The organism is Thalassospira profundimaris WP0211, from assembly GCF_000300275.1.
GTDB classification, from domain to species: Bacteria; Pseudomonadota; Alphaproteobacteria; order Rhodospirillales; family Thalassospiraceae; genus Thalassospira; species Thalassospira profundimaris.
Genome location: NZ_AMRN01000008.1, coordinates 234384 through 258773 on the forward strand (window position 1 = coordinate 234384; position 24390 = coordinate 258773).

Sequence of the window (24390 nt, forward strand, 5' to 3'; positions counted from 1 at the left end):
GTCAGAAGGTTTTCTTATGCTGTGCACGTTTTCTCGAAATTTTCCAAAGAAAGTAGAAGGATTTCTTGAGAAAGAGCGCAAATTAAGCCGACGCTTTCGAGAGGAGACGGTTACAGATTTACTCGTTGGAGGGATATTAGGTGTTTGCGGCAGAAACGTCATTGTTGACTTTTCTGACGAGGTGAACACCGGTGCTGATTTGGAGCTGGTGTACTATGATATAGCTACCAATCTGCATTTCAGGCTTGTTATACAAGCGAAGCGGTCTTTTGGTCGTGGTAAGTACTGGAAGAGGCACAGCGTGCGAGAGTTGTTCCATCGCACGAAAGGCACAAAAAGACTGCAATCGGATGTTTTGATCAAGTGTGCAAGTACATCTGCAGGCTCAACGTATCCGTATTATCTCATTTACAACACGAAACATACATGTGAGCTAGCCCGCAAAGCTGGAGCTCATCAATTGCAGGGAGTCAATGTTGTAGATGGATACTTTATGAATAGTCGTGTGAAGCGCGCAGCAAAACTTTCAAGACCGTCAAAAATGAAAAGTTTAAAGGAGCTTCATCTTCAATTTTTTCCGCTATCAACGCTATTATGTTTTGGTCTTCGAGTAAGGGGCATTATTGGTCGAGCAATGGCTCTGTCGGTTGGTTCGACGGACAGTATTGAGCAATCAATAATTGTATCATCTATTCCAACGCCAACAGATATTCTCAATGTGGTCCGTAAGTGTCGCGAAAATACAATTGAAAGTCTCGCTCAAACGGAAATTGAGAAGAAAGAGGTCGAAAGCTCAATTCCGATGCCCAAGTTGTCCGCACAGTTGCCACCGCATATCCGGAGCTTGATAGACGGAGAACCGGTCGGAGAAAAGGATGCGGGAACTTCAGTGATCTTTATTTCTGATTCATCACTTAGGTAATGTTACTTGCCCACCCCGACCTTGATCGCGAGTTTGCGAAGCGGGCCGATGCGGTTGATGGCGGTGAGGCCAGCATAGCGCAGGTCGCGCAGTGTTTTGGGTTCGAACATCGACGCACGGTTGAGCAGATCAATGCCGCCGACCCGCATGACGGTTTTGGGCAGTTGACGCCGTTCGTAGGATTTCAGAAGCGGGGTCGCGCCGATATCCTCATTATGCAGTTTGGCCTTGGCCATCAGTTCGGCCAGGGTTTCGATGTCATGCAGGCTCATATTTAACCCTTGCGCGCCAATTGGTGGCACGACATGGGCGGATTCCGCAATCAGGGCAAGGCGGGCGGCAATCAGGCGCGATGGCACTTGCGAGATCATTGGCCAGACGGCGCGCGGGCTTGCGACGGTCAGCGGGCCAAACAGGTTCATGGTGTCGTGGGTGATCTCGGCTGACAGGGCCTCGTCACTCATGGCATTCAGTTCATCGGCGCGGGCTGCCGGGACCATCCAGACGACGGACGAGCAGGGCTTGCCATCAAGGTCGGGCATGGGGACCAGTGTTAGTGGGCCGCCGGTGCGGTGGATTTCGGTCGAGATGTTGTCATGCGGTTTGTTGTGGGTCACGACAAAGACCAAAGCACTTTGATCATAGGCCCAGCGTTTGTGTTTGATCCCGGCCATGTCGCGCAAGGACGAGTTCCGGCCATCGGCAGCAATGACGACTTTGGCCCGAACGGTCTGGCCTTCCGAAAGCGTTACTTCGCCATAGCGCGAGGTGCCTTTAAACGCCGTCACGGTGGTGGAAAAGCGGAAATCGACATTATCAAGTTCGGCCAGGCGCGCCATCAGGGCGACACGGGCGGCCTTGTTTGAGACGTTCCAGCCAAAGAAGCCGTTTTTGGTTTCAGAACCATCAAAGTCGGCGGTTTCGCGCGGGGTGCGCTCCGCACCACCGGCATCAACAATCCGCATGACGCGAAGCTCAGCCCCGGTCGGTTTGATGGCATCCCAGACGCCAGCTTTTTTAAGCGTCTCGATGCCCGGCTCAAGGAAGGCGGTGGTGCGCAAATCGGTACCTTCGCCGATGTCAGAGGGGGCAGGGTCGACAATCACGATCTGATGGCCATCGGCGGCAAAACGCGCCGCGGCACTCATTCCGGCGATCCCGCCGCCTGCAATCAGAATATCGGTTTCGATCATGACTGTTTATCCCATTCTCTGGCCGGATATGGCGGCACGCATCTGTGCGGCTATGACCGGCAAATCGTTGCGGGCAATGTGCCCTGTTGGGTCACTATACGCAACGATTTTGCCATCCGTTTTGATCCAGATTACGGCAAGGCGATTTTGGTGAGTGGCGATAAGGCGGGCACGGGGATTGCCCCATAAGGAAAATTGGGCCATTTTGGGAGTGCCTTCCGCGAGGAGCGCCTTCCGCCACCACCCCAAAAACAAGGAATAAGATCATGCTCGCCTGGGTATATCTGTTTATTGCGATCAGTCTTGAAGTGATCGGGACGATATCGCTGAAATTCTCCAACGGATTTACCGATTGGCGCTTTACGTTTCTGAGTCTTGGCGTCTATGGGCTCAGCTTCTGGGTGCTGTCGCTGACATTGCGCATCATTCCGGTCGGCACGGCCTATGCGGTGTGGGCCGGGCTTGGGACGGCAGCCGTCGCAATGATCGGCTGGCTGTTCTTAAAGGAACCGATGACGGCCCTTAAGGCCGTATTCCTGCTGATGATCATCGGCGGCGTGGTTGGTTTGAAGTCGATCAGCACGGAAAGTTAATGGTGTTAGCATTGGCGCGTCAGGAAACGGGCCTTGTCATGGACTTGATGTCGGCTGCGATGTCCTGATGAACCGGTGACCAGCCGAGATCGCGGATGGCAGCCTGGTTTTCCATAGCCTGATGATGGGCAAGGCCGGCTGCCCAACTGCCAAGCCGGTCCATGGCGGTTTGGGTGCTGATTGTTTCAATCTGGCAATCATTATCCCCGAAATGCTTGGCAATCAGTTGAGCGAGGCGTTGATTGGTCACACCATTGATGGCAACACCGAACCAGGATGATCGCGGTTGGGCATGGCATAGGGCCCGGCGATAGAGGTCGGCCAGATCGTCGGTATGGATTATCGGCAGGCTAACCTCCGGGCTTCCGATAACGGTGACGCGGTTTTCGGCGCGTGCGGTTTCGATATTGCGCGCCAGCATTCCGTAATGGCCGTGTCGGCCCGTGGCATAGACACAAGCCGGATGGATGATGATCCCGTCAATGCCATCATCGCCAAGGACGCGGTGAATGCCTGCACACATCCATTCAAAGTCTGGCAAGGGTGCGAATGGTGCGCTTTCATTGATGACGTCATGCGGGTTGGTTTGGGGAAACAACCATGTGCCGCCGGTATAAATAAAACGCACCTGATCGGGCATTTGGCGGGCGGCGGGGATCAGGTGATCGAGCAGGATGCGATCAGTTTTGGCCATATCGCCGTCAAATGTGCAGGCGGTGTGAATGATGGCATCGACTGAAGGCAAGTTGTTGATCCACGCGGCGGGGTCGGTAATGTCGCCCATGATCGCGGTTGCGCCAAGATCGGTCAGCATTTTGCGACTGGTCTTGGACCGGGCGAGGGCGAAGACATGGTGATCATGGCAGATCAGGTTGTTAACGATGGCCGAGCCGATCAGACCGGAGCCACCCGTGACAAAGATGCGCATTTTGTTTTCTCGCTTGAATACGATGCGATCCTTGTCCAACCTCAACTGTGGTTGAGGTCAATGCGAAATGTTGTCATTCATTTTTGGACACCATCGTCCAAGTGTTATGACGGCTTGCGCGGTGGTTCCTTGAGGAAGGTTTTGTTAATTTTGCCTGATCGGGTTGTTGAAGTGGCTTGAGGCATTGACGCCAGATGATTGGCAAGGACAAGGTTACACTCAATATTCTATGCCCGTGATTTCAAGACAAGAGTGACAATTGTTGTTGGACGCTGTTTCGTGATCGAAAAGACCGGCCCTTTGTATCTTCAGCGACTTGTCCAGATGTTATGCATCTGTGCGCCGTTGTTATGGCTTGCCGGATGCACCGGGGTGACCGTCGGCAAAATATCTTCGTCCGATTATCTGGCAGATCGGCGGAATGACATCCTGACGACGGGGCGCCTTGGTCAGCAAAGCGTTTCTACATTGATCCGCATCGGGTTCAGAACGCAGTATCAATGCACGAACTATATTGATGCTTGTCGCAACCGGGTCAGTGAGTCCGACCAGGTCTCCGACGAGGAGAGACTTTCGCTGCTGTCGGAGTTGTGGGTGTATGACGCGATACACAGCGAGGAAACCGAACCCGGTGTTGATAAATCCATTTTGGTGGACAAATGGCTGAATGCGGCGCGATCTGCATATGGATACCTGTTCTTTACGCAGCGTGACCCGGAGGAACGGGCGTTTGAAGATCGTCAAACCCAAGTCCGCGACTATTACAATTACGCAACCCAGCGCACGTTCCTGCTGATGTTTGATATCCGCAAGGAAGCCGGATTTGAAACCGATCAAGCTGTTTGGGCAAAACGGGCAATCAAGGGTTGGCAGGTACTGGTTGATATGACCGATATACACCTGCCGCCTGAAAGCGATGTTCCAGAAGACTTGATCGCTGCCGGATCACTGACCTTTTCGGGGATTGAGCATATTTATCGGCGGGACGGGCTTGGCAGCGAACTTGTCGTTGTTGGTCGAGCCCCTCAGGGCAGGAAGGTTTCCGGCCTGCCATTCGAGCAGACTTCATATCCCGTCGTAACAGGGGTGATCGAGTTTTCCGGGCGCAGTCTTGAGGAAGTAATGGGGAACAATAAGGCCGTCCTGCGCCTTCTCGACCCATATCGCTCGGCAAAGCTTTCGCTTGCGGGAAAAGACGTGCCTTTTGCCGGTAACTTCACATCGGGATACGGGTTGTGGTTGGCTCGTGGCGATTTCACACGGCAATCCTGGCGCAGCTTCTTTGGTCTTGAAGGTGGCATCGACGAGCCACGCATCATCATGATGCAACCCTATGACCCAGACAGGCGGGTCATTTTGATGTTGCATGGATTGGTGAGCGGACCGGCCGCGTGGGTTAACACAGCAAACGACATTCTTGGCGATAGCCGTCTGCGTCGGAGTTATCAGGTGTGGCAGGTTTATTATCCGACCAATGTTCCGATTGTTGTTACCCATGCAGAAATAAGACGGGTTTTGCGTGATACGCTTGATGTTCTCGACCCGACCCGTACTGCGCAGGCATCGAAAGACATGACGATTATCGGGCACAGTATGGGCGGGATTTTGGCGCGCCTGATGGTATCAGAATCAGGAGATACCTTTTGGGATGCCATCCAAAAGAAATACAGTCTCGATGAAGAACATTTTGAAAGGTTGCAGAACGATTTTGCGGACTATTTGCACTTTTCGCCGATCAAAGAAATTGATGACGCAATCTTTATCGCAACCCCTCATAGCGGGACCCCGGAAGCGGACACAACATTGTCACGGTGGATGTCAAAGCTGATTAGCTTGCCTACCAATATGGTCTCGCAGTTGAAGATGCAATCACATATCGCCACGTTGAACGATCAACAACGCGAAGTGATCAATATGATCGTCGATGAATGGGGAACCGCCAACAGTCTGACCAGTTTGAGTACTTATAACCAATTCCTGTTATTGGCCGCAGATATTCCAATAAGCCCAACGGTGCGGTATCACTCGATTATTGGCGTGACAGAACCTGACGTCCCGCTATTTGCCGCAGATGACGGTTATGTGCCCTATGTAAGTGCACATATCGAAGGGGCAGATAGTGAAACTGTGGTTACGTCATCGCACAGTGTGCAGGCCAGCACAGAGGCCATCAATGTGATCCGTGCTATTCTTGCCGAAAAGGTTCGTCGGAATAGCGGTTCGGGGCACTAAACTGGTTTCAGACCTCTTGCAGAGCATTCCCGCAACCGCACACCAAAAAGCGATGCGACATCAGGCGATTTCGAAAATGCCATCAATTTCAACCGCAACACCGAGCGGCAGGGCGGCAACGCCAACAGCGGAGCGCGCATGTTTGCCCGCATCGCCAAAGATTTCGACCATGGTGTCAGACGCGCCATTGACGACTTTGGGCTGATCGGTGAAGTCGGGGGCGGAATTGACAAACGCGTTCAGTTTGACAACGCGGGTGACCTTATCAAGATCGCCGATGGCGGCCTTGAGTTGCGCAACAAGGTTGAGCGCGCAAAGGCGGGCGGCCTTCTGACCGGTTTCGACGTCATAGTCGGCACCGAGTTTGCCGATAAATTTCAACTCGCCATTTTCCATGGTGATCTGACCGGAAATATGAACCAGCTTGCCCGAAATGACATAGGGCACATAGTTTGCAACCGGTGCGGTCGCAGTCGGAAGCGTAATGCCGAGATCGGCAAGATGAGCGTCGATTTTACCAGCCATGATGATCCATCCTTTTGCTTGGCAGATGTTCAAATTTGTCCCCAACTTATCGGGGTTGCGGGGCAAACAAAACAGTTTCTTTGTATCGATGCAATCGTGCGCAGGGGCGTTGTGGCAAGTATTTGTGCGATCCTTTCAAACAGTTGAATAAAATCGAATTGCCATAAGGGGAAAGGCCCGTAACAATGGGTTATTGGCAGCACGGCGAAAACCTGCTGCCTTGTTTTTGGGAATTTGATGCGGTGCAAACCGCGTAGGGGTTGGGTGAGATGACGTTGCGGGATCGGTTCGGGAGTGTTCATGGTGGCTGGATTGCCCTTTTGGGGGTTGTGATCCTGTCGCCCGATGCGCTTTTGCTGCGTCTGATTGCGGCCGATGATTTTACAACCGCGTTCTGGCGGCTGGGCTTTTTGACCGTGGCGCTTTTGCTGGTGGCCCTTTGGAACGGGGCCAAGCGGGGCGAGGGCATCGTGCAATCGATCCGGCCCAACGGGTTCGAGATGCTGACCGGTCTGTTTTACGGCGGGACCTGTACGCTTTTCATGTTTTCGGTACGCAATACCGATGCCGCCAATACCCTGATCATTATTGCCGCGACACCGCTTCTGGCCGGGTTGATTGGCGTGTTTATCTTTAAACGTTCGCAGCCGATCCGGACATGGGTTGCCTCGGTCGTGGTGTTTGTTGCCTTGCTTGGCATGTTCAGTGCCGGGTTTGGCGGGAAAAACGCGCTGGGGGATATGTTGGCCCTTGGGGCGGCGATCTGTATGGCGGGTTATTTCAATGTGCTGGGTGCCAAGCCCGAAGTTGATGCGCTGAAGGGCATGTTGTTTGGCGCGTTTGTCGTCACCCTGATCCTGCTGCCCGGTGCCGAACCGTTATCGCCAATTGGTCTGGATTGGGTGTGGCTGTTGATGCTGGGCTTTTGGGTGTTGCCGGTATCGTTCCTGCTGATTGCGTATGCATCGCGCAAAATTCCCGCCGCCGAGGTCAGCCTGATCATGCTTAATGAAGCGATCTTTGGATCGTTTCTGGTCTGGGTGTTTGTCAATGAAGTGCCCGACGAAATGACCCTGATCAGCGGAACAGTGGTGATCACCACGCTTGTCATTCACAGCCTTTTGGGGCTACGCGCCAGCAAACGCGCCAACAAACAAGCAAGGGCCGCGGCCTAACGGATCCGCAAGCATTCCGGGTGACTTCAGCTTGTTGTCAGCTTCGCACGGTATGCGAGGGGCATGGTTCATTGCCCCAAGGATGCCCGGATGCGTCGAATTCGTTCCTTTTTGCACCTTTCACCGATTGATTATCGATTTGGCCTTTTAACACTCGCGGCCTATTTCACGCTGGTTCTGAACTGGAAGGTCCTTAGCCACTTTTACGGTATTCTGCAGGGCCTTGGTGATTATGACATGGGCTTTGCGATCAGTGCGCCGTTTGTTCTGATCTGTGCGTCACTTGTGGTTTTCACGCCTTTTTCCTGGCGCTATCTGTTCAAGCCGTTCTTTGTTTTTCTGATCATCACGGGTGCGCTGGCGCATTATGCGATGTTGAAATACGGCATCGTGTTTGATCGCGGCATGATCGAAAACGTGGTCGAGACCAATCAGGGTGAAGCGCTTTCATATTTCAACTTGCAGGCCGTATTGTGGTTTGCCGTGACCGGGCTTCTGCCGGCCGCGATGCTGATCCTTGTGCCGCTTAAATTCCCGAAAACGATTTTGCGCGGGATCGGGCAGCGGCTGGTTTTGATGATCTTGCCGGTTTTGGTGTTGGGCGGGATCGGATCGCTTTATTTCAAGGATTACGCATCGGTCGGGCGCAATCACAAGGTTCTTGGCAAGGAGCTTGTGCCATCGAACTACATCGCCGGCACGATCCAGTTGGTAAAGCGGCGATATCTTTATGCCGACATGCCGTTTCAAACCATCGGGCAGGATGCGCGCAAGGTCGCGCCAGACGGCGATAACAAGCCGACTTTGATGTTTCTGGTGATCGGTGAAACCGCACGCGCCCAAAGCGTTGCGGCCAATGGTTACACGCGCCCGACATCGCCCTTTACCAGTCAGATTGACGGCATGCTGGCGTTTCAGGATGTGTCATCGTGCGGCACGGCAACCGCAGTTTCGGTGCCGTGCATGTTTTCGCCGATGGATCATGCCGGTTATGACGGCGACGTCGCACGTCACAGTGAAAGCCTGATGGATGTGCTGACACATGCCGGTGTCGACGTTCTGTGGAAGGAAAATGACGAGGGCTGCAAAGGGGTGTGTGACCGGGTGCGCCATATCGACATATCGCCCGATGATTTCCCCGGAGATTGCGTGCTTGGCACCTGTTTTGATGCGGTGATGCTGCGCGGTCTTGAGGGGGAAGTCGCATCAGGTGAACCGCACGATCAACTGATTGCCTTTCACCTGATGGGCAGTCACGGGCCGACCTATTACAAACGCTATCCCGATGAGCATCGGGCCTTTGTCCCCGATTGCCCGCGCAGTGATATTGAAAATTGCAGCGCCGAAGAACTGATCAATACCTATGACAATACGATCCGATATACCGACTTTATCGTCGCCCAACTGACCGAACGCCTGAAAGCTTATCAGGACGATTACAACGTGGTGTTGCTTTATGTGTCGGACCATGGGGAGTCCTTGGGTGAGGGCGGATTGTATCTGCATGGCGCGCCCTACATGCTCGCGCCCACGGAACAAACCAAGGTGCCGATGATGATCTGGATGTCGGACGGCTATGCCGATGCCAACCGGATCGAGCGGGATTGCTTGGCAGCCCAGGCACAAACGGGCCGCTTTTCGCATGACAATCTGTTTTCAACCGTGCTGGGCGCGATGCATGTTGCGACCGGACTTTATCGCCCGGAAACAGATATATTTGCTGCCTGTGGGGCGCCGGTAATACACGCCGCGCGCCGGTGAGGGCGTTGGGCAGGAATTGACACGCGCGGTCCGGTAATTTAAATGAGTGTACTCAGTGAGTATGCTCATTTAAATCGGAGGCGTTGATGAATATTCGAGCTGCGCGACGTGAAGAAACGCGCCAGAAGATCCTTGATGCCGCGCGTGACTGTTTCTGTGCCGGGGAATTTGACGCTGTCAGCACGCGAGAGATTGCAAAACGTGCCGGCGTTGCCGAAGGAACGATCTTCAATCACTTTCCGACCAAGGAAGATCTTCTGATCTGCTGCGTTGGGCAACAGATGGCAGAGGCGATTGAAAAGGGTCTTTATACGATGGACCCGGAATGGTGCTTTGTGGACAAGATGATGCATGTTGCGTCCTATCGCTTCACGCAGGTGGGACTTAATCCCGGCTTGTGGCAGGTGATCATGCAGCAGATTGTCTTTTCACCAAGAAAGGGGGCGGTGCATGCCGTTATGGAAAGCAGCGGATTGATTGCAGCCATTCAGGCCCTGATCGAGGAAGCGCAGCTTTCAGGCGAACTCAACCGTGATTTGCCGCCGGTTTTGATCCAGAAAACCCTGATGTCGCTGTTTTTATTCACCATCCACGAGCATTTCAGTACGCAGAATTTTGACTGCGAGGATATGTGCGGGACCTTGCGTGAACTGCTTGAAGTGCAGGTCAAAGGGCTTTGGGCGTCCGAGCCGCACTTGGCCGCATAACGACATAATCGCGTAAGCCTATTCGCCGATCAGATGCAGGGTGACCTTGCGGTGATGGGGTGCACGGCGATGTTCGAACAAATAGATCCCCTGCCACGTTCCAAGCACGGCCCGGCCATTGGATACCGGGATGGTCAGCGACACATCGGTCAGGGCCGATTTGATGTGGGCGGGCATGTCATCGGGCCCTTCGCAGGTATGGCGATAGAGGCTGGGATTTTCCTGCACCAATTGGGCAAAGAAGGTTTCAAGATCAAACCGGACATCCGGGTCGGCATTTTCCTGAATGGTCAGGCTGGCCGAGGTGTGACGGACAAAGATGGTCAGTTGCCCGCGTTCAAAACCGGTTTGGGCCACCCATGACTGGATCGGTTCGGTGACTTCGTACAATCCCTGACCGCTTGTGGTGATTTCAAGGGTGATCTGATCTTGCGAAAGCATGACGTCCGTCCGGCTTGGCAGCCGGACGGGATCATGTAATCAATCCGTCAGGCCGCAGGTTTGAGCTCACCCTGATCGTAGAAGCGAAGGGCGGTCATGGCAAGGTTGCCGAACTCGTAGCTGTCATGGAGAAGATCGGGTTCGAAATCATCTGATGCAGCACCCAGCGCAACATAGAACGGCATCAGGTGATCATCGTCCGGATGGGCCATAGCGGCGTGGGGGGCAAGGCTTCTGTAATCAAGCAGGGCGTTGATATCGCGTGCCTTGATCTTTTCCACCATCCAGTTGGTGAATTCCTTTGCCCACGGATCAATCGCACCTTCGTTGCGATCAAGCGCACGCAGATTATGCGTCATCGCACCGCTTGCGACCACCAGAACACCCAGATCGCGCAAACCGCGCAGCTTTTTGCCAAGTTCGAAATGTTCGCGCGGGCCACCGTGACCGAGCATGGAAAGCTGAAAGACCGGAATATCGGCATTCGGGCGGGCAAGGATCATCGGCATCCATGCCCCGTGATCAAGGCCGCGTTTGGCATCGGTCTCACTGCCGATTTGTGTAGCGATTTGTTCTGCCAGTTCCGGGTCACCGGCCACATCATAGTGCAACTGATAAAGCGGCTGCGGGAAACCATAGAAGTCATGAATGGTTTCCTGGCGTTGCGCGGTGGAGATCGTCGGGCGTTCGGTCTGCCAGTGGGCCGAGATCATGACAATGGCACGCACGCCATCGGTCAGTTTCGAAAGCTCATCGACAAAGAAATGGAAAGCCGGGGTGCTTTGACGCGCCACCAGCATTGGCGAGCCATGGGAAATAAACATTGGCGCCAGGCTTTGTGCAGTGCTGTCGGTGTTTGCTGATGGATCAGTCATTGGAATACCTCATCGGGCTATTCAACCATTTGAATTGAATATGCGTGTCGCATCTGGCCTTGACCAGTCACCGTTCGTCAACAGTCTGTTGCCATTTTCCGGTTTTGTTTGTTTCAGGGAAACTCTGATAGGGGCCTTGAAGCCAGATTTTCTGCGGGTTTGCGTCGCAAAAATGGGAAGTTCTGGGTGGGGTGCAAAGTAGGGTGACCCTATGCGTTGGCATAAGAAGCCCATTGAAAAGCGAAAGAAATAGGCGCAGGGTGAAAAAAGGAAGAGTTTTCCACATATGGCTGTCAAGGTATGACGCATCAAACAAACCCCAAGTCTGCGCTGCTTGAAAGGTCGCGTTTTTCGCTTGGCGAGCTGCCAAGAGCAAAACAGTTCGAGATCTGGAAAGAAAGCATCAACTGTATTTACAGTGTCGAAATGGATCGCAAAACCCGCGAGGCAGGTTTTGTGGCGAACCTTAATTCATGGCGGCATAGCGACCTTTTGATGATCGAGGCGCAAAGCTGTTCACAAAGCTTTTCGCGCACATCGCAAATGATCGCCGCCGACGGCATGGATCATTACAACATCCAGCTTTACACCGATGGCGGGGTAAAATCCGAGATCGGCATTGGCGGAGATGTTCTTCAACCCGGTGGGTTGCTGCTGCTTGATCTTTCGCAGCGGACCGAGGCGCAGACCAGCGATGGCTTCAAATCGATGCATCTGTTTTTGCCACGGCATCTGGTCGAGGATCATCTGACCCATCCTGATGATCACAATCTGCGTTTTTTGTCAGAGCGTGACCCGCTGGTCAGCATCCTGTTTCAGCAAATTCTGGCGCTTAATCGCTATATCAACGAGCTTGCCGATCACGAGATATCGGTGTTGCAGAAAACGATCGTCATGATGCTGTCGGCCTGCCTGAATGCCGCAGACGGAGGGACCCGTTCCACCGACGCAATGCGCCGTGATATCGAAAAAGGTGTGATGATCCGGCGATATTTTCGGCAAAATCTGTTCGCCGCAGAATTGACCGCGGACAAGGCCGCCAGTGACCTTGGCCTGTCACGATCAAGCCTGTATCAGCTGTTTGAAAAACATGGCGGGGTTAAAAACTATCTGCGTGAGATGCGGCTGCGCCATGCCCTGAAACTGTTGGGCGACCCCAAAGAACGGCGGCGGTCAATGTATGACATTGCGCTGGAATGTGGTTATGAAACCGATGCCGGGTTTATCCGGGCGTTTCGCGCGAAATATGGTGTCACGCCAGGTGATGTCAGGGCCGGACATCGACCGCATGCGCACCATGCTGGTGATGGTGTTGATAAGCGCTATGAGAACTGGCTGCATACGCTGGCGTAGTGCGGCAGTCTGCGGAGCATAGAGCGGATAGTCGGGGAATTGATGCCACTGCCCACGGGACTTTGCCGGTGGACAGTGGCGGAAATATTATCGTTTGCCACCCATGATGAGCAACAGCAAGCCACCGATCGCGCTGGCAATACCGCCAATCAGATACCAGACCGTTTCGTCGGTATAGCGGCCAAGGAAGGTTTCCGAAAGCTGATCAACAGCACTTTCGGATGCGTTATAGCCCGTTACCAAAAGGGCAACACCGACTACAAGGGCGACAACGCCCAGAATACGGCCAAGGGACATGATGTTTGCTCCTGTCTTTATCTGTTTTGGTTAGCACCGCCCTGTGCAAGGGGGCATGGCAGGCGCCAACATATTGAACAGAAAAGATAACGCACGATCCCCAGGCTTGTTCCCGACGGCTCATGTTCGATCAGGACAATGCGGAAATCACATCAGAGCTCTGAGTAAGTGAACAATATTCCGAGGCCAGTACAGCGGCATAAAGATCAAACACATCCTGTGCCGGGAAGGTCTTGCCGTTGGCATCTGTCACATCAATCGCGGTGGTGGCATCAAGTACCAGCCAGTTTTCAAAGCCAAGGCAATGGGCCATGCGGATGGTGACATCCATGGAATTATGGATAACCACACCGGTAAAGATCAGGCGTTTGATGCCGCGGTCATGCAGGTGCTTTTCCAGTGACGTTCCGACAAAGGCACAGTTTTGCTGTTTGGCAATCACGGTTTCGCCGTCGATGGGCAATGCTTCGTCCTTGAACGGCTGGCCGGGGCCATCGACATAGAAGCTTGAGGCCGGGTTGGCTTCTTCGTGGCGCACGTGAATGACGGGCAGGTTTCTTGCGCGAAAGTCTGCAAGCAGTTTTGCAATCACATCGGCATAGCCGGGATTGTTTTTGGAATTCCAGCGCGGATCATCAATGGCCTTTTGCACATCAAGGACGATGAGGGCGGTGTCGTTGTCCAGGAGGGGCAGGGACATGGGAATACTCCGTCAATAAATGGGCCAAAAACAAAACCGGCCGGGAAATCCCCGGCCGGTTTGCTGATCACATCAGGTGTTCGGAAGGGACAGACCCCTTAGGAGCAACCGGTGGTCGCGCCACAAGAGTCACATTTCAGGCAGGTGCCGTTGCGCACCAGAGTGAAGTTACCGCAATCCGGGCAACCATCACCTTCGTAGCCTTTCATGCGGGCTTCGCGGATCTGTTCCATTTTGGCATCGGTTTTGGCGATGACTTCTTCGCTGGTGGTCAGGATCGCATTGTTCTGCGGTGCTGACGGTGCAGCGGTGGTCGCGCTTGCGGTGGTTTCGTGGCTGTGGCCATGACCGTCGGTGCCGGTGGATTTGACTTCCACGACGCGTTCTTCGGTCTGAACACCGCCATCAACCACATAGAGGTTGCGACGCACGAAGCCACTTGATGCCACCTTGCGGATGGTTTCAATCGCCTGATCGCCGGTTTTCTTGGCTTCTTCACCAAGGTCACCTTCGCTGACACCTTCGCCAACCGCATCCGGAAGGATGTCGGACGGCTGAACGTGGGCGAGGTCGTTACGACCAAGATAGGAGATCGCCAGTTCGCGGAACATGTAATCAAGGATGGAAGTTGCCATCTTGATCGCATCGTTGCCGGAAACCATGCCGGACGGCTCGAAGCGGGTGAAGGTGAAGGCTTCGACATATTCTTCGAGCGGCACGCCATACTGCAGGCCGATGGACACCGCGATTGCGAAGTTGTTCATCAGCGAGCGGAATGCAGCGCCTTCCTTGTGCATGTCGATGAAGATTTCACCAAGCTTGCCGTCTTCGTATTCACCGGTACGGAGATATACCTTGTGTCCACCAACGGTCGCCTTCTGGGTGTAGCCTTTGCGACGGCCCGGAAGGGAGCGACGGTCGCCACGAATGACGCGTTCGATGATTTTTTCAACGATCTGCTCGGACGCCTGGGCTGCCTTGGCAGCGGTCGGCTGATCTGCGTAATCGTCTTCTTCAACCAGGGCAGAGTTCAGCGGCTGGCTGAGTTTCGAACCATCACGATAGAGCGCGTTGGCCTTAAGGCCGAGACGCCAGGACAGCATGTAAGCATCTTTGCAATCCTGGATGTTTGCGCTGCTTGGCATGTTGATGGTTTTGGAAATCGCACCCGAGATGAACGGCTGAGCCGCGGCCATCATGCGGATGTGGCTTTCAGCTGAGAGGTAACGCTTGCCGATACGGCCGCACGGGTTTGCACAATCAAAGACAGCGAGGTCTTCGTCACGCAGATGCGGGGCACCTTCAAGGGTCATTGCGCCGCAAACATAGGTGTTTGCCTGTTCGATCTGTTTTTTATCGAAACCGAGGGCGGCCAGCATGTCAAAGTCCATGCTGTTGATTGCCTTGGCATCCAGACCGAGCTGGTTGACGCAGAAATCATCGCCAAAGGTGTATTTGTTGAAGACGAATTTGACATCAAATGCGTTCTTCAGCGCACCTTCAACCTTGGCAATGGCGTCGTCGTCAAAGCCCTTGGCTTTCAGGTCATCATGGGTGATGGACGGCGAGCCAACAAGGGTGCCATGACCAACCGCGTATTTTTCAATGTCGCGGATCTGGTTTTCGGTATAGCCGAGCGTTGCAAGCGCAACCGGAACGGTGCGGTTGATGATTTTGAAGTAACCGCCACCAGCAAGCTTTTTGAACTTCACGAGGGCAAAGTCAGGCTCGATACCGGTGGTGTCGCAATCCATAACCAGACCGATCGTGCCGGTCGGCGCGATAACGGTGGTCTGGGCGTTACGGTAACCATGCTTTTCGCCAAGCTCGACCGCCTTGTCCCAGGCTGCACGGGCGGCAACCGGAAGATCGGCATAGGGGCTGTCAGCAGCAACCAGCGGAACCGGGTTGATCGACAGGCCTTCGTAGCCTTCCTGTTCACCGTAAGCGGCACGGCGGTGGTTGCGCATGACACGCAGCATTTCAGCGGCGTTGTCGGCATAACCCGGGAACGCACCCTGTTCGCTGGCCATTTCAGCCGAGGTTGCATAGGAAACACCACACATGATCGCGGTAAGCGACGCGCCAATCGCACGGCCTTCGTCGCTGTCATAGGGGATGCCCATGCTCATCAAAAGGCCGCCAATGTTGGCATAGCCAAGACCAAGGGTACGGTAACGATAGGAGAGTTCTGCAATACGGTCAGACGGGAACTGTGCCATCAGAACTGAGATTTCAAGAACAACCGTCCACAGACGGACAGCATGTTCGTAAGCCTCGATATCGACGCCGCCGTCATCAGAACGGAAGTTCATCAGGTTCAGCGATGCGAGGTTACATGCGGTGTCATCAAGGAACATATATTCCGAGCACGGGTTGGACGCATTGATGCGACCCGAGTTCGGGCAGGTGTGCCATTCGTTGATCGTTGTGTCGTACTGGATGCCCGGATCTGCGCACGCCCAGGCAGCTTCACCAACCTTGTCCCACAAATCGCGGGCAGAGATGGTTTTGGCAACTTTGCCATCGGTACGGCGGATCAGTTCCCAGTCACCGTTATCAAGAACAGCCTGAAGGAAGTCGTTCGACACACGAACAGAGTTGTTCGAGTTCTGACCCGAAACGGTCAGGTATGCCTCGGAGTCCCAATCAGTGTCATAGGTCTTGAAGCTGATTTCGGTGAAGCCCTGACGGGCGAATTCGATGATCTTGTTGATATAGGAATCCGGGATCATCACAGCGCGGGCAGCCAAGACAGCTTCTTTGAGCTGCGGGTTGGCGCGCGGTACAAAGCGATCTTCGGAGTCAGCGGCACCGTCCCAGTTGGTGCAAGCAGCAAGAACTGCGGTCAGGTGCTTTTCAGCCAGTTTGGAACCGGCGACGAGGGCAGCAACTTTCTGCTCTTCGACGACTTTCCAATCAATATATTCTTCGATGTCCGGGTGGTCGATATCAACGACAACCATTTTGGCCGCACGACGGGTGGTGCCACCCGATTTGATGGCGCCAGCAGCACGGTCACCAATTTTCAGGAAGCTCATCAGGCCGGAAGAACGACCGCCGCCAGACAAGCTTTCGCCGCCACCACGTACGTTGGAGAAGTTAGAACCGGTACCGGAACCGAATTTGAACAGACGGGCTTCACGTGACCATAAGTCCATGATGCCGCCTTCGTTAACCAGATCATCGGCAACCGACTGAATGAAGCAGGCATGCGGCTGCGGATGCTCATACGAGCTGGCCGATTTGGTCAGTTCGCCGGTTTTGAAATCAACATAGGAGTGACCCTGTGCCGGGCCATCAATGCCGTACGCCCAGTGCAGACCAGTGTTGAACCACTGCGGCGAGTTCGGCGCACCCATCTGGTGGGAGAGCTGATAGCGCATTTCATCAAAGAAAGCCTGAGCATCGGATTCGGCGTCAAAATAGCCGCCTTTCCAGCCCCAATAGGTCCAGGTGCCTGCCAGACGGTCAAAGACCTGGGTTGAGCTGGTTTCGCTGATGTAGCGTTTTTCAGCCGGCATTTTGTCAAGCTTGGCGGTGTCAGCGGTCTTACGCCACAGCCAGGACGGGACGTCCTTTTCCTTGACCGGTTTAAGGGCAACCGGAACACCGGCCTTGCGGAAATATTTCTGTGCCAGAACGTCACTCGCGACCTGTGACCAGGAGGCGGGCATGTCGATGTCATTCATCTCAAAAACAACGGAACCATCCGGGTTTTTGATGACAGATGATAACTTACGAAATTCGATGTCGGCGTAAGGGCTGACACCTTCCTGAGTGAATTTTCTGGTAATCCGCATGGTCTGCTCCGGTTCTGATCAGACGTAACAGGGCGCTATCTGGTGATGCGCCAACATCGCCTGACTTTATATAGTTTGCTCAATGCTCTTGCGCTGCCCCTGATGCCGATATTTTCCAGCATTTCCAGAGCCCGCAGGTATGGGTATTCGGTGGTTTGGTCCCCCCTTGGAACCATCCGGTCCGTGGGAAAGACTATAATGGCAAAATTTCGCCACAGTCCACTAATCTTTGTGGTTGACAGTAATTTTTACCACAACATGTAGTGGGTCGATTGCTGTCTTGTTGATTCGATGCTGGTGGGATTCTCGTTAACAATCTCTGAATCGGTCCGGGAGGCCCGGAAAACTGCGATTTGTTTCGCAGCGCGATTGTGTGTCGGTCCTAAGACTCGGACTACATATTGTGTGGGAACGCGTTAAACCCACCCAACGTTTGATCAAGCTAACGCCGTTTTCATTCCATTTCCAGTGCCAAGCTGAAAATTAGACACTGCATGGTTTTTCGTAGCATGGAAACCAATGATAACAGTTTGATATTTATATGAAAGTCTTGTTTCGGATCTGTGTGAAAAGGCAGGGGTATCAAGCCTTCCGGCCTACTACATATATGGGGCGCATTGTGGATAAGGAGGTGGACAAAGCCCCCAGATGTAGATGGATCAAAGAGTCGTCGCCCCACAAGCAGTTGTGGGTTGTTTTCAGATGGAAATTTCCATTAAAGGCAGGCTCTGATTTATTCGTGGGCGGGGCAGGGCGAGGAGCCGGTTTGCAAACAGATATAAATTGTCTTGCGATTGTTGAGGCCGGGGGCCCTGAAACATTGACTTTCCACGAACATCACGACATATAAGTCACTTGATTGACAGGGTGTATCACCAAACACGCTGTACTGCCTTTTGCCGCCATCGCGTAAAGCAGGCGGACAAACCAGATCTGGAGAGAGACCCAACATGGCCACCGTCGGCACCCGTATTTATACTGCGCTGTTTGGCAAGCGCGTTGGCGAAGACCGTTTCGGCAATACCTATTACACCGAAAAGACTCCGGCAAAGGGTCGTCGCACCAAGCGTTGGGTTGTTTACAAAGGTGTCGTCGAAGGATCCAAGGTCCCGGCTGAATGGCATGCCTGGCTGCATTACACCCTTGATGCGCCGCTGTCTGAAAAGGCCGAAGACCGTTATGACTGGCAGAAAGAACACCAGCCGAACCTGACGGGCACCAAGCATGCCTATCGTCCGAAGGGCCATGAATATAGTGGCGGCAAGCGTGCACCGGCGACCGGTGACTATCAGGCTTGGTCGCCGGAAGGCTGATTGATCCGAAAGAATACCGATTAACAGGCGGGCGCGGGGCAACTCGCGCCCGTTTGTGTTTTCGATATGTTTTGCCTGAATTCTGTTTCCCGATGGCCCGTTTGCGGCGGTTGTCTTTTGGGTGGTTGTTTTTCGGGGCGGGGCAATACAGTATAGGGTTTTGACCCTAAGTCTCAAAGAGATACAGAACGGATAAGGTCGATGAGCAACAGACTGATTGAAACCATTGCCGGTGCTGCCGTGATCGCTGTTGCGGTCGGATTTGCGGCCTATTCCTATTCACGCGCCGGGATCAGTACGGTGGAAGGCTATGAAATCATGGCAAGCTTCAATCGCATAGATGGTCTTGTTGTTGGCAATGACGTTCGTGTTTCAGGTGTAACCGTCGGAACGGTGACCGCCCAGGAACTTGATCCCGATACATATATGGCGGTCGTCAAAATGTCGGTGCGATCCGATCTGGCATTGCCGATGGACAGTTCGGCCAAGATTGCGTCTGACGGGTTGCTGGGTGGCAAATTTGTTTCTCTTGAGCCGGGCGGGGATATCGACATGATCGAGGCCGGTGGCGAAATTGAGTTCACCCAAGGGTCGGTAAACCTTGAAGACCTTATTGGTCAGGTTATCTATTCTTCGACCAACAGCGATAATTGATTGATCAGAGGGCCCGCGACAAGCGGCCATGATTTTGCCGGGATTGCACAGCAAGGTGCGGCGCAGAGAACGCAGCAAGGCGTCGGTCAAAGTAGAATACAGACCTGCCTTGCCCCAAATGTCGGAGCGGTTGATGAAAAAGACCGGAAATGTTGATCACTTTCCCACCTGGCAGGCCAGCGATGGCTCGCCGCTTTCATGCGTGGAAAAGATCAAGGTTCTCAATGACAATTTCGGCGAACTGCGCGAGATCATGCAGGACGCGCTTGAAGATGCGCTTTTGATGGGCTGTGACGAAGAGCAGTTCCGTAATGTGATGCGCGATCTGGTTGCCGAACTGCATAATCCCTATAACAAAAGCGACGAACAGGACTGAAGACCACAATGAAACGATCCTTTGCGATTGCCGCGATTTGTTCGACATGTGCAATGATCGGAACGGCGTCTTCGGCGCTTGATTATCGCCCGGCCCCGGTTGCCCAGTTGCAGGGCTTGGATAAAATTACCGCCCGCATTTCGACCTTTGAAGTGCCAGTAGGGCAGGTTGCGCGTTTCGGGACACTCGAAATCCGGGTGGATGCGTGTTATCGAACGCCCCCGGAAGAACTCCCGGAAAGTGCGACTTTCCTTGATATTGCCGACATTCGTGAAGATGGCAACACACCCCGCAAGGATCTGTTTTCCGGTTGGATGTTCGCATCAAGTCCCGGTTTGTCGGCCCTTGAACATCCGGTCTATGATGTGTGGCTGAAAGAATGTCTTGATCCGGCCGAGGGCGATGCCAGCGGCGGCGAATCCGCCCCGCAAGGCCAGGCCGCCCCGGAGCAGCCATAAATCCGATCATATCCAGATTGGCAACAAGCTGACCGCAAATGTGGTCAGCTTTTTTTGTGGTGCGGCTGCATGATTTTGCAGGATTGGCGAAAAACCAACGGTATCGCGAACGGCCGCCTCGATGGGATTGGGGCTATATTGTCAAGAATATGGCGAATGTTTTTGCTATTGTTTCCAAAACCGAAAATATGTGTTGCGGTTTCGTTGGCTTGAGAGCGCCGGGTAGGCCTGTCATGCTCAACTCACGATTTATTGCGGTGCAATGAACCTTTGCATCTTGTGAACATGAGGGAATTCAAAATGTTTAAGTCAATTAAAAAGGCCGGTGTTGCGCTGGCAGTTGCTGCAGGTCTTTCAGGGGCGGCCTTTTCTGCCCAGGCGGCTGACACCTATACGCTTGATCCGTCCCACACCAGCGTGATTTTCATCGTTAACCACCTTGGTTTCTCGGACTTCCAGGGCCGTTTTGCCGGCACCACCGGTGAGCTGACCCTTGATCGTGAAAATCCGGCAGCGTCCTCGGCGACCATCACCATTGATCTCAACCAGATCGATACTGGTGTCGAAGCGCTTGACAACCACATGAAGACTGCTGATTTCTTTAATGTTGAAAGCTTCCCGACCGCAACGTTCACCAGCACCTCGGTCGAGCTGGTTGGTGACAATGCGGCAACCGTCACGGGCGACCTGACCCTTCTTGGCGAAACCAAGCCGCTGGTTCTTGACGTTACCCTTAGCGGTGAAGGCACCCATCCGATGACCGGTGACGAAGTTGTCGGTTTCTCGGCAGACGGTGTTGTGACCCGTACGGATTACGGCATGGACTTCCTCGTGCCGGGCGTTGGTGACGAAGTTACCCTTCAGATTTCTTCGGAATTCCTGAAGCAGAAGTAATCCGGCTTTATTGGATTTCGGGTGTGCGCTGTGGCAAATTTGCTGCGGCGCACATCACATTTCAGACCCGGGCAAGACATGGGCAGGCAGCAAGGAAAGCCGGTTATGACAATTCGTAGTACGAAGCACGCCTTTGGCGCGGTGACCAAGACCTTTCACTGGGTGATGGCGCTTCTTGTCATCAGCGTTTTTTCGATTGGCTGGTACATGGACTTCCTGCCGCTGGGGATGGAAAAGCTGGAGTGGATATCGCGCCACAAGTCACTTGGCATAACGGTTCTGGCGTTGGTGGTTCTGCGCGTTATCTGGCGCGTAAGTGAGCCGAGCCCGTACGAGCTTGGCAAACTTCAGATCGAGCGTCTGGCGGCAAAGGCCGGACATCTGGGATTGTATTTGTTGATGTTTGCCATGCCGTTGACCGGCTGGACCATGTCGTCGGCCGCGAACTTCCCTGTCAGCGTCTTTGGCCTGTTTACCTTGCCCAATCTAGTGTCGCCCAATCAGGAACTGTTTGAAACCTTGCGCACGGTGCACTGGGCATTGTCATGGGCGGTTGCCGGACTGGTCGGTGTTCATTTTCTGGCGGTACTCAAACATCATTTTTGGGATCGCGACGCGACATTGCGGCGTATGTTGCCCTGCAAACTCGAGGAAAACTGACATGTTTCAGATGAAACGCAAAATGCTGCCTGCATTGGCAATTGCCACGACCATCGCCGGTTTTTCCGGGGCTGCACTGGCCGCCGACCAATGGGTGGTGGACGCCAACGAAAGCGAAATTGAATTTACGGGTACTCAGCTTGGTGCGGCGTTTGAAGGCAAGTTTGAATCCTTTGAAGCCGACATCGTATTTTCACCTGATGACCTTGCCGGGTCCTCGGTCGAGGTCCTGATTGATATTGCATCGGTCAATACCAGCAATGGTGACCGTGACAGTCAGATCGTCTCGCCAGACTGGTTTGATGCGGCACAATGGCCGACCGCGAAGTTTGCAACCAAGTCCTTTAGCGAAGTTGCGCCGGGCAAGTACGAAGCGGTTGCTGATCTGACGATCCGTGATGTCACCCGCGAAGTAACCTTGCCGTTTGATCTTGAGATCGAAGGCAACAAGGCCGAAGCCGAAGGGACGGTGACGATCAACCGCACTGACTTTGGTGTCGGGCAGGGCCAATGGCAGGACACGTCACAGGTTGGTGACGCCGTAACCATCAAAATCGAGATCGAGGCCATGCGTCCTAAGCCGGCACGCGCTTGACCATCCGAAAAGAAAGCCGCCCCGGAAAGGCTCCGGGGCGGCTTTTTTGCACGTGTCCTGAATTACTTGGTGTGTGCGTTTATTTGGTTGCGCTTTTGCGCAAGTTATCGAGGAAGGCCTCAACAGCGTCATCAAGGGCGACCGCCTCGGAGACCAGTTTTTCGGCTGTACTGGCAAGCTGGTTGGTGCCCGAAGATACCTTGCCAGCGTTGCTGTTAACCGTCTCGATGCGTTCGGATACTTCGCGCGTGCCGTCAGCTGCCTGCTGAACGCTGCGTGAAATCTCGCCGATGGCGGCGTGCTGTTCTTCGACCGCAGCCGCAATCGCCGTTGAGCTGTCAGCGACCTGGGCGATGGTTTCGGAAATCAGACGGATGGCATCGACCGCCTCGGTGGTTTCGTTCTGAACAGCCAGGATCTGCTGGTTGATTTCCTCGGTTGCCTTGGCGGTCTGGTTGGCAAGGTTTTTGACCTCGCTTGCCACAACGGCAAAGCCCTTGCCGGCATCACCCGCACGCGCGGCCTCGATGGTGGCGTTCAGGGCTAGCAGGTTGGTTTGTTCGGCAATGTCACCAATCAGACTTGCGACGTCGCCAATCCGCTGTGCGGCCTCGGACAGGCCAGTAACGGTCTGGTTAGTACGGGTCGCCTGTTCATTGGCCTGATTGGCGATATTTGCCGAGGTTGCAATCTGCTGGGCAATTTCATCGGAGGATGCGGACAGTTCCTCGGTCGCGGCGGAGACCGTCTGAACGTTGCTTGATGTCTGGGTGGTTGCCGAGGCAACAGCAGCCGACAGTTCGCTGTTCATGTTGGTTGCGCTGCGCATTTCATCGGTGGCCGATTGCATGTCCTTGATCGACCTGGAGATCGAACTGATCAGACCCTTGACCTTGACGTCAAGAGAATCGGCCATTTCCATCACGGCTTTACGCTGATTTTCTTCGGCTTGTTCTTCAAGCGCTCGCTGATTTTCCTGAAGCTTGCGGTTTTCAAGTGCCTGCTCGCGGAAAGAAACCACCGTGCGCGCCATGTCGCCGACTTCGTCCTTGCGGCCCTGGCCTTCGATTTCGCCTTCGAGATCACCTGACGAGATAATCCGCATCCGGGCGGAAAGGGTTTTAAGTCCGCCGGTGATATCGCGACCAATGGCCAGACCGGCTAGGGTCAGGATTAACAGAATCACACCGCCAATGATGACAACAAATGTTGCCTGTTCACGGAAAGCCGCATCGACGTCATCAATATAGATGCCCGTACCGATGATTGAGCCCCATGGCAGGGGTTCGGCAAAGGACAGCTTTTCGAAGGTCAGTTTTTCATCTTCGCCGGGTTTGGGCCAGTGATAGGACGAGAAACCGCCGCCAGCCTTGTTACCGGACGCGATCAGATTGCGGATGAAATAATTGCCTTGGGAATCCTGAGCGTCGTTCAGGCTTTTGCCGACAAGTGCTGGATTGGCACCGTGCATTTCGGTCATGCCGTCGGTGGCAAAGACAAAGAAATATCCGATCTTGCCGTCATATTTGCCGGCACCGGCCAGCTCGTAGAATTGGGTGATTGCGTCTTCCTGACTGAGAAGACCAGCATCAACCTTGTCCTGATAGGACTGCGCGATTGAAGTGATGTAGTTGGTGGTGGACCGGATCTTGTCCTTGCGATCTTCAAGGAGTGCATCGCGCAGGGTGGAGAGCTGAAGCCCGCCAACGACAATGACGCCAACGAGCGCGATGACAGACAAGATGACGATTTTGTAACCAATCTTTAGATTGCCAAGCATATGGTTTCTCCGCCAGACGAGGCCTTGTTGATCAAAATATACGAATATATTGGTGTAGTTTCAGATCATATGCAAGAGAGATTAGCCTAAAGTGTAGGTTTATGTATAGTCAAACGTCGAAGTAACACTTACTGATGGCCGTTCAGTATTGTGTT

23 protein-coding genes are annotated in these 24390 nt (G+C 53.8%); 14 read left to right on the forward strand and 9 right to left on the reverse strand.

Annotated elements, in window-relative coordinates:
• Positions 1–16 precede the first annotated feature (16 nt).
• Entirely contained in the window at positions 17–922 is a 906-nt protein-coding gene (locus tag TH2_RS15825; protein ID WP_008891442.1) for a DUF6615 family protein, read from the forward strand.
• Positions 923–924: 2 nt separating this feature from the next.
• Here TH2_RS15825 and TH2_RS15830 read toward each other — a convergent pair whose 3' ends face one another.
• Positions 925–2115 (reverse strand): FAD-dependent oxidoreductase, encoded by a 1191-nt coding sequence (locus TH2_RS15830; RefSeq protein WP_008891443.1) that lies wholly within the window; start codon positions 2113–2115, stop codon positions 925–927.
• 266 nt (positions 2116–2381) lie between these two features.
• Between TH2_RS15830 and TH2_RS15840 the strand changes: the two genes are divergently transcribed.
• Positions 2382–2708, forward strand: a complete 327-nt coding sequence (locus TH2_RS15840) for a DMT family transporter (protein ID WP_008891445.1) — start codon at positions 2382–2384, stop codon at positions 2706–2708.
• Between the two features lie 19 nt (positions 2709–2727).
• On the opposite strand, the gene TH2_RS20610 is transcribed toward TH2_RS15840, so the two are convergent.
• On the reverse strand, positions 2728–3636 hold the full coding sequence (locus tag TH2_RS20610) for an NAD-dependent epimerase/dehydratase family protein (RefSeq protein ID WP_008891446.1): 909 nt from the start codon (positions 3634–3636) through the stop codon (positions 2728–2730).
• A gap of 279 nt (positions 3637–3915) precedes the next feature.
• On the opposite strand from TH2_RS20610, the gene TH2_RS21790 reads away from it, so the two are divergent.
• On the forward strand, positions 3916–5868 hold the full coding sequence (locus tag TH2_RS21790) for an esterase/lipase family protein (RefSeq protein WP_238538720.1): 1953 nt from the start codon (positions 3916–3918) through the stop codon (positions 5866–5868).
• Between the two features lie 60 nt (positions 5869–5928).
• On the opposite strand, the gene TH2_RS15855 is transcribed toward TH2_RS21790, so the two are convergent.
• Positions 5929–6393 (reverse strand): RidA family protein, encoded by a 465-nt coding sequence (locus TH2_RS15855; protein WP_008891448.1) that lies wholly within the window; start codon positions 6391–6393, stop codon positions 5929–5931.
• 269 nt (positions 6394–6662) lie between these two features.
• Between TH2_RS15855 and TH2_RS15860 the strand changes: the two genes are divergently transcribed.
• The 3 genes from TH2_RS15860 to TH2_RS15870 all read left to right on the forward strand — a co-directional run bounded on the left by TH2_RS15860 (position 6663) and on the right by TH2_RS15870 (position 10036).
• Positions 6663–7568, forward strand: coding sequence for a DMT family transporter (locus TH2_RS15860; protein WP_008891449.1), 906 nt, complete (start codon positions 6663–6665; stop codon positions 7566–7568).
• Positions 7569–7658: 90 nt separating this feature from the next.
• A complete protein-coding gene (locus TH2_RS15865) occupies positions 7659–9329 on the forward strand; it encodes a phosphoethanolamine transferase (RefSeq protein ID WP_008891450.1) in 1671 nt (556 codons plus the stop codon).
• An 86-nt stretch (positions 9330–9415) separates the two neighbouring features.
• The gene (locus TH2_RS15870) at positions 9416–10036 is read left to right on the forward strand and encodes a TetR/AcrR family transcriptional regulator (RefSeq protein WP_008891451.1); all 621 of its coding nucleotides are present in this window, start codon (positions 9416–9418) and stop codon (positions 10034–10036) included.
• 18 nt (positions 10037–10054) lie between these two features.
• On the opposite strand, the gene TH2_RS15875 is transcribed toward TH2_RS15870, so the two are convergent.
• Positions 10055–10477 carry a secondary thiamine-phosphate synthase enzyme YjbQ gene (locus tag TH2_RS15875; protein WP_008891452.1) on the reverse strand — a complete coding sequence of 141 codons (423 nt, stop codon included), beginning with the start codon at positions 10475–10477 and terminating at the stop codon, positions 10055–10057.
• 47 nt (positions 10478–10524) lie between these two features.
• Entirely contained in the window at positions 10525–11352 is an 828-nt protein-coding gene (locus TH2_RS15880; RefSeq protein WP_008891453.1) for a DODA-type extradiol aromatic ring-opening family dioxygenase, read from the reverse strand.
• A 300-nt stretch (positions 11353–11652) separates the two neighbouring features.
• Here TH2_RS15880 and TH2_RS15885 point away from each other — a divergent pair, with 300 nt between their 5' ends.
• Positions 11653–12705, forward strand: a complete 1053-nt coding sequence (locus tag TH2_RS15885) for a helix-turn-helix domain-containing protein (protein ID WP_008891454.1) — start codon at positions 11653–11655, stop codon at positions 12703–12705.
• An 87-nt stretch (positions 12706–12792) separates the two neighbouring features.
• On the opposite strand, the gene TH2_RS15890 is transcribed toward TH2_RS15885, so the two are convergent.
• The 3 genes from TH2_RS15890 to TH2_RS15900 form a co-directional block, all read right to left on the reverse strand.
• Positions 12793–13002, reverse strand: a complete 210-nt coding sequence (locus TH2_RS15890) for a DUF3185 family protein (RefSeq protein WP_008891455.1) — start codon at positions 13000–13002, stop codon at positions 12793–12795.
• Positions 13003–13132: 130 nt separating this feature from the next.
• Positions 13133–13702 carry an isochorismatase family protein gene (locus TH2_RS15895; RefSeq protein ID WP_008891456.1) on the reverse strand — a complete coding sequence of 190 codons (570 nt, stop codon included), beginning with the start codon at positions 13700–13702 and terminating at the stop codon, positions 13133–13135.
• Positions 13703–13800: 98 nt separating this feature from the next.
• Complete coding sequence (locus tag TH2_RS15900) at positions 13801–17505, reverse strand: vitamin B12-dependent ribonucleotide reductase (protein WP_008891457.1); 3705 nt, start codon at positions 17503–17505, stop codon at positions 13801–13803.
• 950 nt (positions 17506–18455) lie between these two features.
• Here TH2_RS15900 and TH2_RS15910 point away from each other — a divergent pair.
• From TH2_RS15910 to TH2_RS15940, 7 genes are all read left to right on the forward strand, one after another.
• Entirely contained in the window at positions 18456–18818 is a 363-nt protein-coding gene (locus TH2_RS15910) for an NADH:ubiquinone oxidoreductase subunit NDUFA12 (RefSeq protein WP_008891459.1), read from the forward strand.
• A gap of 201 nt (positions 18819–19019) precedes the next feature.
• Entirely contained in the window at positions 19020–19472 is a 453-nt protein-coding gene (gene mlaD, locus TH2_RS15915; protein WP_008891460.1) for an outer membrane lipid asymmetry maintenance protein MlaD, read from the forward strand.
• 133 nt (positions 19473–19605) lie between these two features.
• Entirely contained in the window at positions 19606–19848 is a 243-nt protein-coding gene (locus tag TH2_RS15920) for a hypothetical protein (RefSeq protein WP_008891461.1), read from the forward strand.
• 8 nt (positions 19849–19856) lie between these two features.
• On the forward strand, positions 19857–20306 hold the full coding sequence (locus tag TH2_RS15925) for a DUF2155 domain-containing protein (RefSeq protein WP_008891462.1): 450 nt from the start codon (positions 19857–19859) through the stop codon (positions 20304–20306).
• A gap of 300 nt (positions 20307–20606) precedes the next feature.
• Positions 20607–21200: a YceI family protein gene (locus TH2_RS15930; RefSeq protein WP_008891463.1), complete on the forward strand. Its 594-nt coding sequence runs from the start codon at positions 20607–20609 to the stop codon at positions 21198–21200.
• Between the two features lie 105 nt (positions 21201–21305).
• Positions 21306–21860, forward strand: a complete 555-nt coding sequence (locus TH2_RS15935; protein ID WP_008891464.1) for a cytochrome b — start codon at positions 21306–21308, stop codon at positions 21858–21860.
• Between the two features lies 1 nt (position 21861).
• Entirely contained in the window at positions 21862–22455 is a 594-nt protein-coding gene (locus tag TH2_RS15940) for a YceI family protein (RefSeq protein ID WP_008891465.1), read from the forward strand.
• A gap of 79 nt (positions 22456–22534) precedes the next feature.
• Here the strand turns inward: TH2_RS15940 and TH2_RS15945 are convergent, their stop codons facing one another.
• Positions 22535–24235: a methyl-accepting chemotaxis protein gene (locus tag TH2_RS15945; protein WP_008891466.1), complete on the reverse strand. Its 1701-nt coding sequence runs from the start codon at positions 24233–24235 to the stop codon at positions 22535–22537.
• Between the last annotated feature and the right edge of the window lie 155 nt (positions 24236–24390).

Coding starts and splice junctions, on each gene's coding strand:
- TH2_RS15930 (WP_008891463.1), top strand. CDS start 20,607: ATGTTTAAGTCAATTAAAAAGGCCGGTGTTGCGCTGGCAGTTGCTGCA.
- TH2_RS15900 (WP_008891457.1), bottom strand. CDS start 17,505: ATGCGGATTACCAGAAAATTCACTCAGGAAGGTGTCAGCCCTTACGCC.
- TH2_RS15830 (WP_008891443.1), bottom strand. CDS start 2,115: ATGATCGAAACCGATATTCTGATTGCAGGCGGCGGGATCGCCGGAATG.
- TH2_RS15920 (WP_008891461.1), top strand. CDS start 19,606: ATGAAAAAGACCGGAAATGTTGATCACTTTCCCACCTGGCAGGCCAGC.
- TH2_RS15910 (WP_008891459.1), top strand. CDS start 18,456: ATGGCCACCGTCGGCACCCGTATTTATACTGCGCTGTTTGGCAAGCGC.
- TH2_RS15840 (WP_008891445.1), top strand. CDS start 2,382: ATGCTCGCCTGGGTATATCTGTTTATTGCGATCAGTCTTGAAGTGATC.
- mlaD (WP_008891460.1), top strand. CDS start 19,020: ATGAGCAACAGACTGATTGAAACCATTGCCGGTGCTGCCGTGATCGCT.
- TH2_RS15855 (WP_008891448.1), bottom strand. CDS start 6,393: ATGGCTGGTAAAATCGACGCTCATCTTGCCGATCTCGGCATTACGCTT.
- TH2_RS15940 (WP_008891465.1), top strand. CDS start 21,862: ATGTTTCAGATGAAACGCAAAATGCTGCCTGCATTGGCAATTGCCACG.
- TH2_RS15825 (WP_008891442.1), top strand. CDS start 17: ATGCTGTGCACGTTTTCTCGAAATTTTCCAAAGAAAGTAGAAGGATTT.
- TH2_RS15925 (WP_008891462.1), top strand. CDS start 19,857: ATGAAACGATCCTTTGCGATTGCCGCGATTTGTTCGACATGTGCAATG.
- TH2_RS15895 (WP_008891456.1), bottom strand. CDS start 13,702: ATGTCCCTGCCCCTCCTGGACAACGACACCGCCCTCATCGTCCTTGAT.
- TH2_RS15945 (WP_008891466.1), bottom strand. CDS start 24,235: ATGCTTGGCAATCTAAAGATTGGTTACAAAATCGTCATCTTGTCTGTC.
- TH2_RS15935 (WP_008891464.1), top strand. CDS start 21,306: ATGACAATTCGTAGTACGAAGCACGCCTTTGGCGCGGTGACCAAGACC.
- TH2_RS20610 (WP_008891446.1), bottom strand. CDS start 3,636: ATGCGCATCTTTGTCACGGGTGGCTCCGGTCTGATCGGCTCGGCCATC.
- TH2_RS15875 (WP_008891452.1), bottom strand. CDS start 10,477: ATGCTTTCGCAAGATCAGATCACCCTTGAAATCACCACAAGCGGTCAG.
- TH2_RS15870 (WP_008891451.1), top strand. CDS start 9,416: ATGAATATTCGAGCTGCGCGACGTGAAGAAACGCGCCAGAAGATCCTT.
- TH2_RS15880 (WP_008891453.1), bottom strand. CDS start 11,352: ATGACTGATCCATCAGCAAACACCGACAGCACTGCACAAAGCCTGGCG.
- TH2_RS15885 (WP_008891454.1), top strand. CDS start 11,653: ATGACGCATCAAACAAACCCCAAGTCTGCGCTGCTTGAAAGGTCGCGT.
- TH2_RS15860 (WP_008891449.1), top strand. CDS start 6,663: ATGACGTTGCGGGATCGGTTCGGGAGTGTTCATGGTGGCTGGATTGCC.
- TH2_RS15890 (WP_008891455.1), bottom strand. CDS start 13,002: ATGTCCCTTGGCCGTATTCTGGGCGTTGTCGCCCTTGTAGTCGGTGTT.
- TH2_RS15865 (WP_008891450.1), top strand. CDS start 7,659: ATGCGTCGAATTCGTTCCTTTTTGCACCTTTCACCGATTGATTATCGA.